The sequence below is a fragment of the Neobacillus niacini genome, assembly GCF_023715785.1.
Classification (GTDB): Bacteria; Bacillota; Bacilli; order Bacillales; family Cytobacillaceae; genus Neobacillus; species Neobacillus niacini_E.
Genome location: NZ_JAMBOX010000028.1, coordinates 1 through 12820 on the forward strand (window position 1 = coordinate 1; position 12820 = coordinate 12820).

Consider the following 12820-nt stretch of genomic DNA (forward strand, 5'->3'; position numbering starts at 1 on the left):
CCTGCGGGAGTACGGGGCATTGGGAGACCCCGCAGGCGCTTGCGCCGAGGAGGCTCCCAGGCACGCCCGCGGAAAGCGAAGTGCCTGGAGCGCAAATCAACAGACATATCGAATAGTTTTTGATTAACACCATTATAACAAATTAACGCGGTGAATTGTTAAAGCGGTTATATAAAATAAAGGCTGTCGAAAGTTTCTCGACAGCCTGAGGATGTCAGATTATGACATCCTTGTTTAAGCGGAAGTTATTTTACGACTTTAATATAAAAATAGATATCCTGTGCAACCTTTTTTGGTTCTGTCAACAGCTGATAGCCATGCTTGACGGCTTCCTCCGGAACACTGCGAAACGATTGCGGGCAGTCGGCGATGACCTGCAGGACTTCTCCCATTTTCATGGTTTTAAGCGCATCCAGCGCGTAGATAACTGGGTACGGTCAAGGCTCACCGCGAATGTCCAACGTGTAGTTAACATCAATCACCTGTGACATATTTTAAGCCTCCTTTGTAACATGGGAAATGCGTTGTTTCTTTTCCAGTTTGATTCCCTTCCCGTAACGGAATCGCTTTTCCCACCAATTTGATAGTAAAAACCAAGCAAGGAGCATGGCCATCGTACCGAGAAGGGCTCCTGTTGGTCCCCATAGTTCGATTAAGTTCACTTTCGGCCAATTTTCCGTAAGGGCATGGTAGATGCCCAGATGATCCCAGCCATATGCTAGGAACGTCGCTCCGACGATATTGCCGGCACCGACCACCCAGAATAGCAATTGACCTTCCATGGCCCGGTACATCATCCCGGTTTCACAACCGCCGGCCAACACAATCCCGAAACCGAATAATAGACCGCCGATTAGCGTGCTCGGAGCTGCCACCTTAATAAGGGCGACAGAGCCGTTTTGAATGTAGATAAAGGTAATCACGACACTAATCATCATTCCGACGGCAATGGCCTTAGACATGACCGCACGCCCGCTGATCCATAAATCGCGGAAAGCGGATGTAAAACAGATTTGTCCGCGTTCAATCAAAATCCCGAACAATGCCCCCGCGATACAAGCGACTGCCAGGAGCGTTTTGCCTGCTGCAAAAAAGTAAAGAATAAGTCCAAGATAAAGTATGGCAAAAACGAATCCGAGGATTGGCTGGATGTTCCTTTTTTGCACATGCTCGGTCACGGCAGGATTCAGCGACCCTTTCATTAAAGTCGGTTTGCCCCGCCACCATTTGGTATTCACGACCTTCACACCAAAATAGGTCCCAATCGCTGTGGCCACCATAAAGATCCAAGAATGAAACGAGAACTGCGGAACGCCGGTGAAAAAGGCTGCCAAATTACAGCCAAGGGCAAGACGGGCACCGAATCCGGCAATAATGCCGCCAGCAAATCCCTGCACCAAACGCCGTTTTTGTTTAGGAACACGGATTTTGAAACTGTTGCTCAATAAAATCGTAATGAGTGCGCCAACAAGCATGCCGATGACAATCCAGCCGTCCGTTCTGCTGACGGGCGTTCCCTCAAGGCCGACCAACTGAAAATAGGCCCAATCTGAAACATCGACCCCGAACCAGCCCAGCATATGGCCGCCCAATCTGGTGAATTCGCCGGTAACGGCCCAAACCGTAGCAGTAATGCCAAAGTACAAGGCGCTTACCAGTCCGGCAATACTAATGGCGACATAAGGATTCCAATATTCTTTGAAGATTTTTTGGTAAAGCTTCATGATGCTGTACCTCCCCCTAATTAATGGTAAACTGAAGCTTAAAACATAATAAAAATGCCTGGAAAACTCCAAGGCACTTTTATGATATCTTTTATATCAATTTTTGCATTTACTGGATGATTGTTCAATTCATATTATCGATGATTTCTATATTCACCTATTTATAAAATAGATATAGGGGGAACCCAATGACAACTACCAAAACCTATATACATGAGTGGCAGCAAGCACTAGAGCAAGAGATTCAGCATTTGAAAAAGTTTGGTGGAAGCCGCTATATCGTGACAAATGGCAGACTGTTATCAAACGAGGGCCCGTACAGCTATTATTTTGATACGGCCATTTCGTTACGGATTCCCGTCGGTTCCACAATAAAATTGGAATGGGGTAAGATGGCAAGTGGAGGGAGAGTGCTTTCCTCCGAAGGGAAGGGTGTCATTGTTGCCTTGGAGCAAAGCTTGGGCGACCTGATCCCGGATGCGTATTTGCTGCATGACCCCTGGGAGCTGCTGGAACAATTAATACAACGCCTGGATGAAATCAAAAAAAACAAGCAAAAGCGGCTGCGGGTGAAGCGTTTGATGAACCCTTCTTTAGAGGTTAAGCATCCTGTTGAAAAAATAAAGAGTCCTGTCCATGAATTGGTGCTGCGCTCTAAATACAATCCGGTCACATTCGTCTGGGGTCCGCCGGGCACCGGGAAAACATACACCTTGGCTAGAACAGCTGCCAACAAATATTTTCAGCAGAAAAAAGTGTTAATTCTGTCACACAGCAACCAGGCTGTGGATGTCTTAATGATGGAACTGACCGATTTTATAAAAAGGAAAAACCGTTTCCGGGATGGTTATGTGCTTCGTTATGGTGGGAACAATGGGGATCTGGGAGGGCATGCCGAAATTACTTCAGGTCTGCTGATTGAAAAACAAGACCCGCTCCTTGCCCGGGACCGGGAGCGGCTGGTAGAAGAACGGCGGAACTTGAAGCAGGATTTGGCCCATTCCTTCAGCAAACGGGATTCGGACCAACTGCTGGAGCTGGAAACCCAGATTGCCAGGGTGCTGGAAAGGGTGCGCAAGAAAGAAGTCCAATTAGTAAGAGAGGCCTTTATTGTCGGGACGACGCTGGCCAAGGCGGCCAGTGACAGCGCTATTTTTGAACAGGAATATGACATCGTGATCCTTGATGAAGCCAGTATGGCCTATGTCCCGCAGGCGGCGTTTGCTGCTTCGTTAGGGAAACGGGTAATTATTTGTGGGGACTTCAAACAATTGCCGCCAATTGCCTCCAGCCGCGAGGCGCTTGTGACCAAATGGCTGAAGGAGGATGTGTTCCATCAGTCTGAAGTGGCGGCTTCGCTGAATGAAGGGAAGCTGCACCCCCAGCTGTTTTTATTAAAAGAACAACGGCGAATGCACCCGGATATTTCCGCTTTCACCAATCGGTATATCTATCATTCACTGGTGGGAGATCATGAAAGTGTCTATAAGAACCGAAATGTGATTGCCAGCCAGGCCCCGTTTAAAAATCATGCCGCGGTGCTAGTGGATACAAGTTTCACCGGCCAGCATTGTTTGAATGATAAAGCGACTAATTCAAGATTCAACCTGTGGCAGCTACTGCTGTCGTTTCAATTGATACATGAAGCCTGTTTGGGCGGCGCGAAATCGATTGGGTATGTGACGCCGTATCGGGCCCAGGCGAATTTGATGGAGCTGCTGCTTGAGGAAATTTATGCCGAGGAATGCAGCTCTGCGGATATCATTGCGGCCACTGTCCACCGATTCCAGGGGAGTGAGCGGGATGTGATGATTTTTGATACGGTTGACAGTGCCCCGCAGGCCCGCGCCGGTATGCTGTTAACCGGCAGGGACAGTGAACGTCTAATCAATGTGGCCATTACCAGGACAAAAGGGAAATTCCTTCATGTCAGCGATAGACAGTTTATCGAGAAGCAAGTTTTTCGAGAAAAAACATTGAGGCAGCTCGTTGGTCATCAGGTCAGGAACAATCAAACGGTGACCACAGCGGAGATTGGTTCCTGGATTCAGAACCAGCACCTAAAATTAAAGTGGATTCATGCGCTTAAATTGGATGCGGTATTTAAGGATGTAAAATCGGCAAAGTCTTCAATTGTCATTTCCATGCCAGAGGGAACCGAATTGCCTGAAGTTTGGCAGGAGCAGCTGCGGAACAGAGGTGAGCGGGTGAAATTAACCGTTATTTCTGACAAGAAATGGTGCAGACCCGATGCCTGGCTGGATGAGTGTTTGCCTTTTCCGTTTGTGATGCTAGAAGAGAAGGTGCTGTGGCTTGGGCTTCCGCTCGAAGGTGCTAGAGGGGTCCGGCCACCCTATGTGGCGGCCAGATTGAATTCCAGAAGAGTGTGTGAATACTTGATGAAACAGATTTAATTTGTATGAACCCTTTCGACGCGTTGAAGTTTTATCATGGGGAAACTGGGGATGGTAATTTGGGGAGAATTCGGACAAAACCAGATGCAAACCCAGCGAAAATGTCCGCAGGGAGCAGTTTTTCGGATAAAATGAGCATATCGTTAGAAGCATTATCCTAAAATAATATAATGAGATGTGGAAGGAGTTGTTGAAATTGGCACAATCATTAAAAGGAAAAGTAGCGTTTATCACTGGTGCTGGGAAAGGCATTGGCAAGGCCGCGGCCTTGGCGTTAGCAAATGAAGGCGTAAACGTCGGTTTGCTTGCGAGAACAGAGGCTGATTTAAAGAAAGTGGCAAGCGAAGTAGAAGGTTTGGGGGTAAAAGCAGCTTATGCGGCGGTAGATATTGCCTCCCAAGAAGATGTGGAACAAGCTGTGAAAAAACTGACGGAAGCAATCGGAACAGCCGACATTCTGATTAACAATGCCGGCATTGGAGGATTTGCCAAATTATTAGAGATGGATCCGCAAGAATGGAAGAGAATTATTGATGTCAACCTGATGGGAACCTATTATGTAACGCGTGCGGTCCTTCCGCAATTAATTGAAAAAAATCGCGGCGACATTATCAATATTTCGTCTACAAATGGATTAAACGGGGCTGCCACCTCCAGTGCCTATAGTGCATCCAAATTTGGCGTCATCGGTTTGACGGAATCATTGGCGCAGGAAGTCAGAAGAAATAATATCCGCGTCACCGCCCTAACCCCGAGCACAGTGGCGACGGAACTAGCGGTAAAAACAAATCTAATCGCTGAAAACAATGATGAAAAATACATGCAGCCGGAAGACATTGCTGAATTCATCGTTTCTCAATTAAAATTGCATCCACGTATTTATGTGAAAACAGCAAGCATGCTGGCGACGAATCCGTTTTAATCTTAATCTTATTTTGCAATGAAAAAGGGCTCTCACATTTAAGGAGGGCCCTTTATAATCCAACATTATCCATTTTCAACCGCGCTTAAACCATCGCCATTGCACAACTCTAATTGCTGTCGCAGCTCCGATATGTACCGCATCATGGCGATTCTGACGACCGAGGGATAGTACCGATTGTTTAGCTCATGTTCACATTCTTCCAAATCCATTTTCTTTACTGCCATTACTTTTGATGATTCTTCCGCGCTCATAGATTTCCTCTCCCTACCTATCTATCTTATAAGCTATAGGATGGTCATTTTTTTCATAGTTTATACTTGGAGTAGGTATTCCTCCGTTTTTTTGTATAAAATAAGAAGTGAAAATAAAATAGAAAAGGTGAGGACATGAGTCAATTATCCCAGTTTGTATCACAAAAACATGAGCAAAATGTAGAGGAATTAAAAGAGTTGCTCCGAATTCCCAGCGTCAGTTCGTTATCCGAGCACAAAGATGACATTCAAAAAGCAGCTTCATGGATTGCCCATAAATTAGAAAGCATCGGCATGGAGCATGTGGAAATCGTTCAGACAAAAGGACATCCGATCGTTTATGCCGACTGGCTTCATCAGGAAAATGCCCCGACCGTCTTGGTATACGGTCATTATGACGTGCAGCCAGTTGACCCTGTGCACTTATGGGAAACCCCTCCGTTCGAACCAACCATCCGCGATGAAAAGATTTTTGCCAGAGGGGCAACAGACGACAAGGGGCAGACATTCTTACATATCAAAGCAGTGGAAACATTGCTGGCGTTAAATGAAAAATTACCGGTAAACGTCAAGTTTTGTATCGAAGGGGAAGAAGAAATCGGAAGCCCGCATCTTCCAGGGTTCTTAGCCGAAAATAAAGAAAAGCTGGCCTGTGATGTGGTCGTGATTTCCGATTCTGACATGTGGGACAGAGGAATTCCTGCGATCACCTATTCGTTAAGAGGCCTGTGTGCACTGGAATTTACTCTTAAAACAGCCAATTCTGATTTGCATTCTGGCATGTTCGGCGGAGGAGTCCAGAACGCCAACCACTTATTGATTCAACTGCTTTCCACCCTTCATGATGCAAATGGAAAAGTAAATGTGGACCATTTTTACGACGATGTTGAGGAACTGACAGAATTTGAAAAGGAACAAATTAAAGAGCTGGGCTTTGATGAAGAAAAGCTAAAAAAACAGTTAGGGTTAACCGAGTTAACAGGAGGGGAAAACAATTACCCATATCCTGAAAAAATCAGCTCCCGGCCAACCTTAGAAATAAACGGTTTGTGGGGCGGCTTCCAGGGGGAAGGGACAAAAACGGTTATTCCGAATGAGGCCCATGCCAAAATTACCTGCCGTCTCGTTCACAATCAAAATCCTGAAAAGATTCAGCAGACGATCAAGAAGCACCTAGAAGAACATGCACCAAAAGGCTGCACGATACAAGTGACGCTTCAAGATACGGGTAATCCATTCCTAACGCCAATCGACAGCCCGATGATTCAAAAAGCGGCCGAAGCCTATGAAGAAGTCTATGGACGTTCGCCAGTTTACAAGCGGGAAGGCGGCTCGATTCCAATTGTATCGGATTTCAACCAGGCACTAAATGCCCCTGTTGTCTTAATGGGATTCGGATTGCCGGATGAAAACCTTCATGCTCCGAATGAACATTTTAATTTGGAGAACTTTGATAAAGGCATTCTGACGATTTGTTCATTTTTGGAACGGCTTTAATTCATCGAAAAAAGAGGGAGTGATCCCTCTTTTTTTTACCTTTTCCGTCCTTTACGGTCATTGGATTTTTTGATTTTCATTAGTTTTGTCGGAGGCTGCTTGCGGATCCATTTGATAAAACGAGCAAGCTGTTCATCCATCTGTAAGTCTTTGATCGTTGTCAGTCTTGCGGCAATTTCCTCATTCGTATACAGGGCATGAATTTGCTTGTGACACGGGATGCAGAGATTGGCCGTAGCGCCGAAGGTCCCGCCCATTTCCTTTGGAAGCAAGTGATGGACAGTGGTTTCAACCTCAGTTCGTCCGCATAGTTCACATGTATCCATATGAGAAATTATTGTTTAAGCTGGTTTAACTCGTGCATGCATTCTTGAACAAGCGTGACACCCTGGCTCATGGCAGCCCCTCCACCAAACGCAGCGGTCACACCAACGGTTTCTAGGATTTCCTCTTCGGAACACCCTTGATCTAAACAGCCTTTTGTGTGATAGATAATGCAATATTCATCCTGAGAATACAAGCTAATTCCCAACGCAATTAACTGCTTTTGCTTTTGGGACAAAACTCCTTCTTGAAAGCAAGCTTCTGTGAACGCATTAAATTTCTCGGCAAGATGAGGCATTTTTTTCGTAAAGGCCCCTAACCCTTCCTTATAATGGTGTAACGCTGACTCAGTAGAATTCCCTGTTTGGTATTCCATATTGATCCTGCTCCTTATGTTGTGATTTAAAATCCAAACTTATTATTTCCAAACAGGGCCTGAATAGTCATAATGCTTCATAGCATACGCCATTCCTTTAAATAAAAAATTGTATTAATAATAGTTGACAATATTTGGTTAAAAATATAAAATAAAAATATCCAAATTTGGATATATAAAATTGGAGGTTATCGAATGTCAGAATTGGTTATTTTGGGTTTGTTAAAAATAAAGCCGATGCATGGGTATGAAATCCAGACGATCATCCAGGAAAGCAAAATAGATGACTGGGCCAACTTGTTATCCGGCTCGATTTATTATTCCATCTCTAAATTAGAGAAAGAAGGATTGATTGAACCTTTCAAAGAAGAACGGACGGGGTCAAGGATAAGGGTGATCTATAAAATCACCAAGGAAGGAGAAGAACGTCACTTTGAACTGTTAAAAGAAAACCTGGCTGGGAAACCTCATTCCTTGAAATCGGATTTTATGCTGGCGCTGTCCATGATTCGCCATCTCGATAAAAATACGGCCATTTCGATTCTTAAGCAAAATCTCAAGGATGTTATTAAGCTTAGGGACGAGTGGGTGGCAAGAAAAGAGGCAGCCAGTGAGTCAAAAGGGTCCAACCCGCTGATGTTGCTAACGTTTGAAAGCAGCATAGAAATTTTGAATATCGATATAAAAACACTCGAAAGAGCAATTGAGTTGATGTAATTTTTTTTAAACAGATATCCAAATTTGGATATTCAAATTAAACTATAAAAGGAGAGCGAAATAAAATGAATGTATTAGCCAAAACTAGAAAAATACCTGGAGAAAACAGTATTGTAACTATGGAAAAAGTAATGATTGGCGGGGTAAAGCAGTCCATTATGATTCGGGGAGAAAACCGGGAAAATCCCGTTCTGCTTATGGTTCATGGCGGACCTGGCCAAAGTGAAATTTATCTTTCCCATATGCTCAATGGTCCGCTTGAAAAGCATTTCACCATTGTCAATTGGGACCAAAGGGGAGCGGCAAAGTCCTATTCCATGGACGTTAAGCCTGAGCACATGACTCTGGCCCAATTACTTGCTGATGGTGAAGAAGTGATTCAATATGTCAGGAACAAGTTAAATAAACCGCAAGAAAAGTTTTATCTTCACGGTCATTCGTTCGGAACGATATTAGGGGTGCTAATGGCAAAAAAATACCCAGAATATTTTCATGCCTATATCGGAACGGCCCAAGTGGTAGGTTTGTTAGACAATCTTATTACATCTTACGATTGGACGATGAAAAGAGCCAAGGAACTCGGAAATCAAAAAGCAATAACCGAGTTAGAACAAATCGGAAAGCCGCCATTTCACCATTTTAGCAAGGGACTATGGAAATATTCAGTCTGGTTGGCAAAATTCGGCGGGAAAATGTATAACAGCCAGGGGACGGAAATATTTAAAGGAATTTTTTCAGCACCGGAATACAGCTTGCTTGATAAATTAAGGTTCTTTCGAGGCTCGCTATTTAGCGTAAAGCATATGCATCAAGAATTACTTCAAACCAACTTAAAAGAAATCGTTGCATCCATTGACATACCCGTCTATTTCTTCTTAGGAAAACATGATTATTCTGCACCACATGAACTAGCACATGAATATTTCCAGGTGTTACAGGCGCCAGGCAAAGAATTAATCTGGTTTGAAAAATCAGGTCATATGCCGCAATTTGAAGAAAGCTCCAAGTATGTCGAAGAATTATCGAATATAGCAAAAAGGCAATAGAATGAAAGAAGCAGACGGACTCTGCTTCTTTCATTCTGTTTATAAATAGCACAAAATAGTCTTTTCAATCCAATACATAAATACAGTATTCGGACTGAAATCTTCATATTTTTTCATTTTTAGATACAGATCGATTCCATCTGAAACATCATGCCATAAATCCGTAAACACAAAATTATATTTACCCGTCACCAGGTGTTTTTCTGCATATTCATAAGCATCTGCTTTAATGATCTTAATCTTCCCGGCATTTTGGAATTGTGGTAATACGTATTCAGTAAATAAATGGATAATACCGCCAAAAATTTTGAAAGTTTTATTTTAAAATATTATTAGTCAACTTGATTGACGGTTAGGTGAATGGATTTAAAAAGGAGCTGTCAATAGACAAGCTCCTTTTTTATAATTATGCTGTTCATTCATTAATCCTCTATAACAACTAACCACTCCGTTTGGTTAACTCGGGTTTAATCCAGATATTTTTAAAATCGACCTGCCCATGGGCATTTAGCTGGACACCTTTAATGGATGGGTCGAAGGAGGAAGCCAGGTTTTTATGGACCAAAAAGACGGCCGCCGTTTCCGCAATAAGGCGGTCCTCGATTTCTGCAAAAAGCTGCGAACGTTCCTTTGCGTTTGATGTTGAGAGGAGGACAACGATTTTCCTGTCAATAAACTCCGCGGTGTCCTGCTCGAGATGCTGCCGTAAAAAGCTAAACCCTGATTGGTAGAGTTCGAGTTTCGATAACTCCTGTTCGCCCCATACAGCCTCAAACAAAATGCAGTCCGCTTGATCGATATTTTCCTGATTCAGGATTTCGCTCCAGCCGAGAATCGTTACTTCTATCTGGATACCGTACCTAGCCGCTTCACGTTTGATCCATTCGGCATCGGTTTGATGGCGGTCGTAGGTGAAAAGATGAAGAGTCTCCCCGAGATAACCTGATACCTGCAACAGAGTTTTGATTTCCCCATCTTCGAGGTTTATGGGCGTCGCAAGCAGCGATTGCCTCATTTCGAAGCTATAGGACGGAGTCATCCTTGGCGGGCCAAGGTCTCCAATCAGCTTGTTCCTGTCAATTAGTTTATTGACAGCTTGTCTAAAATGAATGCTTTGATGTGGGCCCCACTTTTTCCGCAGGTTGAAGGTAAACAGGGTGCTCCCTTCGTAAATTCCTTCAATGTGTTTCTTTAATGGGCTGTCAAAATAATTGCCTTCGCCTGTATTGACAAAAATGCTGCTCTTATCCTCCAGTAATTCCTTTTCATATTCTTTTGGTACATTTAATATCTCAAAACGGTCGACGAAGGGCCTGCCCTCAAAATAATGGGGATTAGCCTCGAGGACGCAGTAATTTTTATCATAGGTATGAACCATGAAAGGGCCGGTTCCGATATAGCCCGCACTTCCGGAAGGAATAATCGAGAGAACCGGAAAGCTTAGGAAGGCCAAAAACAATGCATTTGGTTTATGCATAATGAACTGTACTGTATACGGGTCCAAACATTCGATGAAACGGATATTCTCAACAAGCCAGAATTGTTTAAAATCCGGCTGTAAAAGCAATGAAAACGTGTAATGGATGTCTTCTGACGTCAGCTCCTTACCGTTGTGAAACAGGACCCCTTTTTTAAGAAAAAACGTCCACTCTGTTTGATCCTCATTACATTCCCAATGATGGGCGAGCTTCCCCGCCGCAGTTTCAGAAGAATAATCATAGGCAACAATCGTGTCATATACCTGTCTAATAAGATGGACATCGAAGTCGAAAAAAGCCTGCGAGGGAACCATCGAATTGAAGGTGCGAAACATCGGGAGGCGGATAATATCCTTGACTTCCTGTTTTTCGTAACCAAAAAATGGAGTCAGCCATTGCAAAAGGCGATTTTTTAAAGCAGGAGTGCCGTAAGCGGCGGCAAGCTCGAATCCCTCGGTAATCCGGCCCGCTTTAAATAGGGAAATCGCCTCGACAAACGTTGCTTCATCAACCGATTTTAAAAAGGTAAGATGCGATTTGTTTCCACGCCCGCGGCCGGGAGAAAAAGACACCAAGCCGGATTCCGTCAATTTGGTTAGAATTAGCTTTGCATTCCGCTGCGTACAAAACCATAGCTCCGCTAGTTCTTCCATTGTTGTGGTAATGGGGGCTTGAACAGGGTGATGCTGATAAAAATCACGAATGGCTTTGTAATCCTCGATTAATCGATTCATGTTTCCCACTCCTAAAACCTGAAATAAATCCCCTGCATTTCTTCCATTTTTACGTTCCAAAAATGACCTTACAATAAATACAAAGCTTGAAAGGGGGATGGAATTTTGTCGGTATCATCTGTTGAGGTGAATAAAAAACCTGTGAGTATTTGGAGGAACCAATCCTTCCTCATTCTGCTAAGTTCAACATTTTTGCTGAGTGTAGCTAACCGGATTTATGAATTGCTGCTGCCATTGATTCTATTGGAACTGACGAATTCTTCGGTTGCCGTCACGACGATGCGGACCGCAGAGTTATTGCCCAATTTACTGTTTGGGATTTTCATTGGCGTGTTTGTTGATCGCCTGAATAAAAAGAGGCTTGCGTTATGGGCGATTGGCTTGCAAGCAGGGCTGCTTCTGTGTTTGGCCTGGATGTTGAAGATAGAAACGGGATGGCTGGTGCCCTATTACGCGATTGGATTCTTACTAATGACTAGTAATTACGGCTATTTTAATGCCCAAATTGGGCTTGTAAAAATGAATATTCCTACACAATATTTGAATTCGGCGAATGCCAAGTTTTCGTTCATTGAAACCTTTGTGAGTGTCATGGGACCTGTCATTTCTGGATTGATGCTGCTGCTGCCATTTTTCTATAACGGGGTGTTGGTGACGGCTTTTGCGTATGTACTTTGCTTTATGATTCTATCCCGGTTATCGCACCAACCAGAAGCACAGCGTCAGGCAAAATCAGGTTTCCTGGCTGATTTTCGTGAGGGCTGGAATGCCTTCAAGGCAAACAAGGCGCTATGGATGATGACCATGTTTATCATGGTATTAAATTCAACCATGACCGTTGTCCAAACCACGGTGGTTATTTTTGCTAAAATGGAGCTAGGCCTTGCCTCTTCGGAAGTGGCGTTGGTGATGGCCGCTGCCGGGATTGGCGGAATGGCAGGCAGTCTGTTGTCAAGCAAACTGCGGATGTCTTGGGGTCTTGGTGTCTTGTTCGGTGCTTCCGCAATCTTCCATATGGCAGCCTATTTGTTGATGTATTTTTCAAATGATTACCATATGTTGATTATAGCATTGTTTGTCAGCGGCTTGGCAACCTCGTTTTACTCCGTTTGTGCTTATACATTCAGGCTCGAACAAACGCCTCCCGAACTGATTGGCCGGATCAGCGGTATCACCGGAACGTTTTTCAGGGTAGGAATGCCAATTACGGTTTTTGCGTCAGGATGGGTGATGAATAGTTGGGGGACTGCTCCGATCTTTCTCCTTGCCGGCATGGTAAACCTGATTGTATTTCTCGTGTACCGCACTACATTTTTATGGAAGTTAAGGTAATT

12 protein-coding genes are annotated in these 12820 nt (G+C 44.1%); 6 read left to right on the top strand and 6 right to left on the bottom strand.

Translation table 11 applies throughout. The features are described from left to right. Window positions 1-245: 245 nt before the first annotated feature. Both M3234_RS27300 and yedE read right to left on the bottom strand, forming a co-directional pair. Entirely contained in the window at window positions 246-425 is a 180-nt protein-coding gene (locus tag M3234_RS27300; RefSeq protein WP_301337181.1) for a sulfurtransferase TusA family protein, read from the bottom strand. Between the two features lie 69 nt (window positions 426-494). After that, entirely contained in the window at window positions 495-1724 is a 1230-nt protein-coding gene (yedE, locus tag M3234_RS27305; protein WP_262307688.1) for a selenium metabolism membrane protein YedE/FdhT, read from the bottom strand. Between the two features lie 188 nt (window positions 1725-1912). Between yedE and M3234_RS27310 the strand changes: the two genes are divergently transcribed. Continuing rightward, on the top strand, window positions 1913-4138 hold the full coding sequence (locus tag M3234_RS27310) for a DEAD/DEAH box helicase (protein ID WP_262307689.1): 2226 nt from the start codon (window positions 1913-1915) through the stop codon (window positions 4136-4138). 196 nt (window positions 4139-4334) lie between these two features. Continuing rightward, window positions 4335-5060 (top strand): 3-ketoacyl-ACP reductase, encoded by a 726-nt coding sequence (locus M3234_RS27315; RefSeq protein WP_262307690.1) that lies wholly within the window; start codon window positions 4335-4337, stop codon window positions 5058-5060. Between the two features lie 65 nt (window positions 5061-5125). On the opposite strand, the gene M3234_RS27320 is transcribed toward M3234_RS27315, so the two are convergent. Then, window positions 5126-5314: a hypothetical protein gene (locus M3234_RS27320; protein ID WP_262307691.1), complete on the bottom strand. Its 189-nt coding sequence runs from the start codon at window positions 5312-5314 to the stop codon at window positions 5126-5128. A 135-nt stretch (window positions 5315-5449) separates the two neighbouring features. On the opposite strand from M3234_RS27320, the gene M3234_RS27325 reads away from it, so the two are divergent. Next, window positions 5450-6811, top strand: a complete 1362-nt coding sequence (locus M3234_RS27325; protein ID WP_262307692.1) for a dipeptidase — start codon at window positions 5450-5452, stop codon at window positions 6809-6811. Between the two features lie 35 nt (window positions 6812-6846). On the opposite strand, the gene M3234_RS27330 is transcribed toward M3234_RS27325, so the two are convergent. Further along, complete coding sequence (locus M3234_RS27330; protein WP_262307693.1) at window positions 6847-7137, bottom strand: HNH endonuclease; 291 nt, start codon at window positions 7135-7137, stop codon at window positions 6847-6849. Window positions 7138-7145: 8 nt separating this feature from the next. Beyond that, window positions 7146-7511 carry a carboxymuconolactone decarboxylase family protein gene (locus tag M3234_RS27335; protein WP_262307694.1) on the bottom strand — a complete coding sequence of 122 codons (366 nt, stop codon included), beginning with the start codon at window positions 7509-7511 and terminating at the stop codon, window positions 7146-7148. Between the two features lie 195 nt (window positions 7512-7706). Here M3234_RS27335 and M3234_RS27340 point away from each other — a divergent pair, with 195 nt between their 5' ends. Both M3234_RS27340 and M3234_RS27345 read left to right on the top strand, forming a co-directional pair. After that, the gene (locus tag M3234_RS27340; protein WP_262307695.1) at window positions 7707-8228 is read left to right on the top strand and encodes a PadR family transcriptional regulator; all 522 of its coding nucleotides are present in this window, start codon (window positions 7707-7709) and stop codon (window positions 8226-8228) included. A 65-nt stretch (window positions 8229-8293) separates the two neighbouring features. Continuing rightward, on the top strand, window positions 8294-9274 hold the full coding sequence (locus tag M3234_RS27345; RefSeq protein WP_262307696.1) for an alpha/beta fold hydrolase: 981 nt from the start codon (window positions 8294-8296) through the stop codon (window positions 9272-9274). A gap of 439 nt (window positions 9275-9713) precedes the next feature. On the opposite strand, the gene M3234_RS27350 is transcribed toward M3234_RS27345, so the two are convergent. Beyond that, a complete protein-coding gene (locus tag M3234_RS27350) occupies window positions 9714-11486 on the bottom strand; it encodes an ABC transporter substrate-binding protein (RefSeq protein WP_262307697.1) in 1773 nt (590 codons plus the stop codon). A 105-nt stretch (window positions 11487-11591) separates the two neighbouring features. Between M3234_RS27350 and M3234_RS27355 the strand changes: the two genes are divergently transcribed. After that, window positions 11592-12818: an MFS transporter gene (locus tag M3234_RS27355; RefSeq protein WP_262307698.1), complete on the top strand. Its 1227-nt coding sequence runs from the start codon at window positions 11592-11594 to the stop codon at window positions 12816-12818. The last annotated feature ends 2 nt before the right edge of the window (window positions 12819-12820 follow it).

Excerpts from the sequence above, each read along its gene's own strand:
- yedE (WP_262307688.1), bottom strand. The coding sequence starts at position 1,724 with ATGAAGCTTTACCAAAAAATCTTCAAAGAATATTGGAATCCTTATGTC.
- M3234_RS27310 (WP_262307689.1), top strand. The coding sequence starts at position 1,913 with ATGACAACTACCAAAACCTATATACATGAGTGGCAGCAAGCACTAGAG.
- M3234_RS27320 (WP_262307691.1), bottom strand. The coding sequence starts at position 5,314 with ATGAGCGCGGAAGAATCATCAAAAGTAATGGCAGTAAAGAAAATGGAT.
- M3234_RS27325 (WP_262307692.1), top strand. The coding sequence starts at position 5,450 with ATGAGTCAATTATCCCAGTTTGTATCACAAAAACATGAGCAAAATGTA.
- M3234_RS27330 (WP_262307693.1), bottom strand. The coding sequence starts at position 7,137 with ATGGATACATGTGAACTATGCGGACGAACTGAGGTTGAAACCACTGTC.
- M3234_RS27335 (WP_262307694.1), bottom strand. The coding sequence starts at position 7,511 with ATGGAATACCAAACAGGGAATTCTACTGAGTCAGCGTTACACCATTAT.
- M3234_RS27340 (WP_262307695.1), top strand. The coding sequence starts at position 7,707 with ATGTCAGAATTGGTTATTTTGGGTTTGTTAAAAATAAAGCCGATGCAT.
- M3234_RS27345 (WP_262307696.1), top strand. The coding sequence starts at position 8,294 with ATGAATGTATTAGCCAAAACTAGAAAAATACCTGGAGAAAACAGTATT.
- M3234_RS27350 (WP_262307697.1), bottom strand. The coding sequence starts at position 11,486 with ATGAATCGATTAATCGAGGATTACAAAGCCATTCGTGATTTTTATCAG.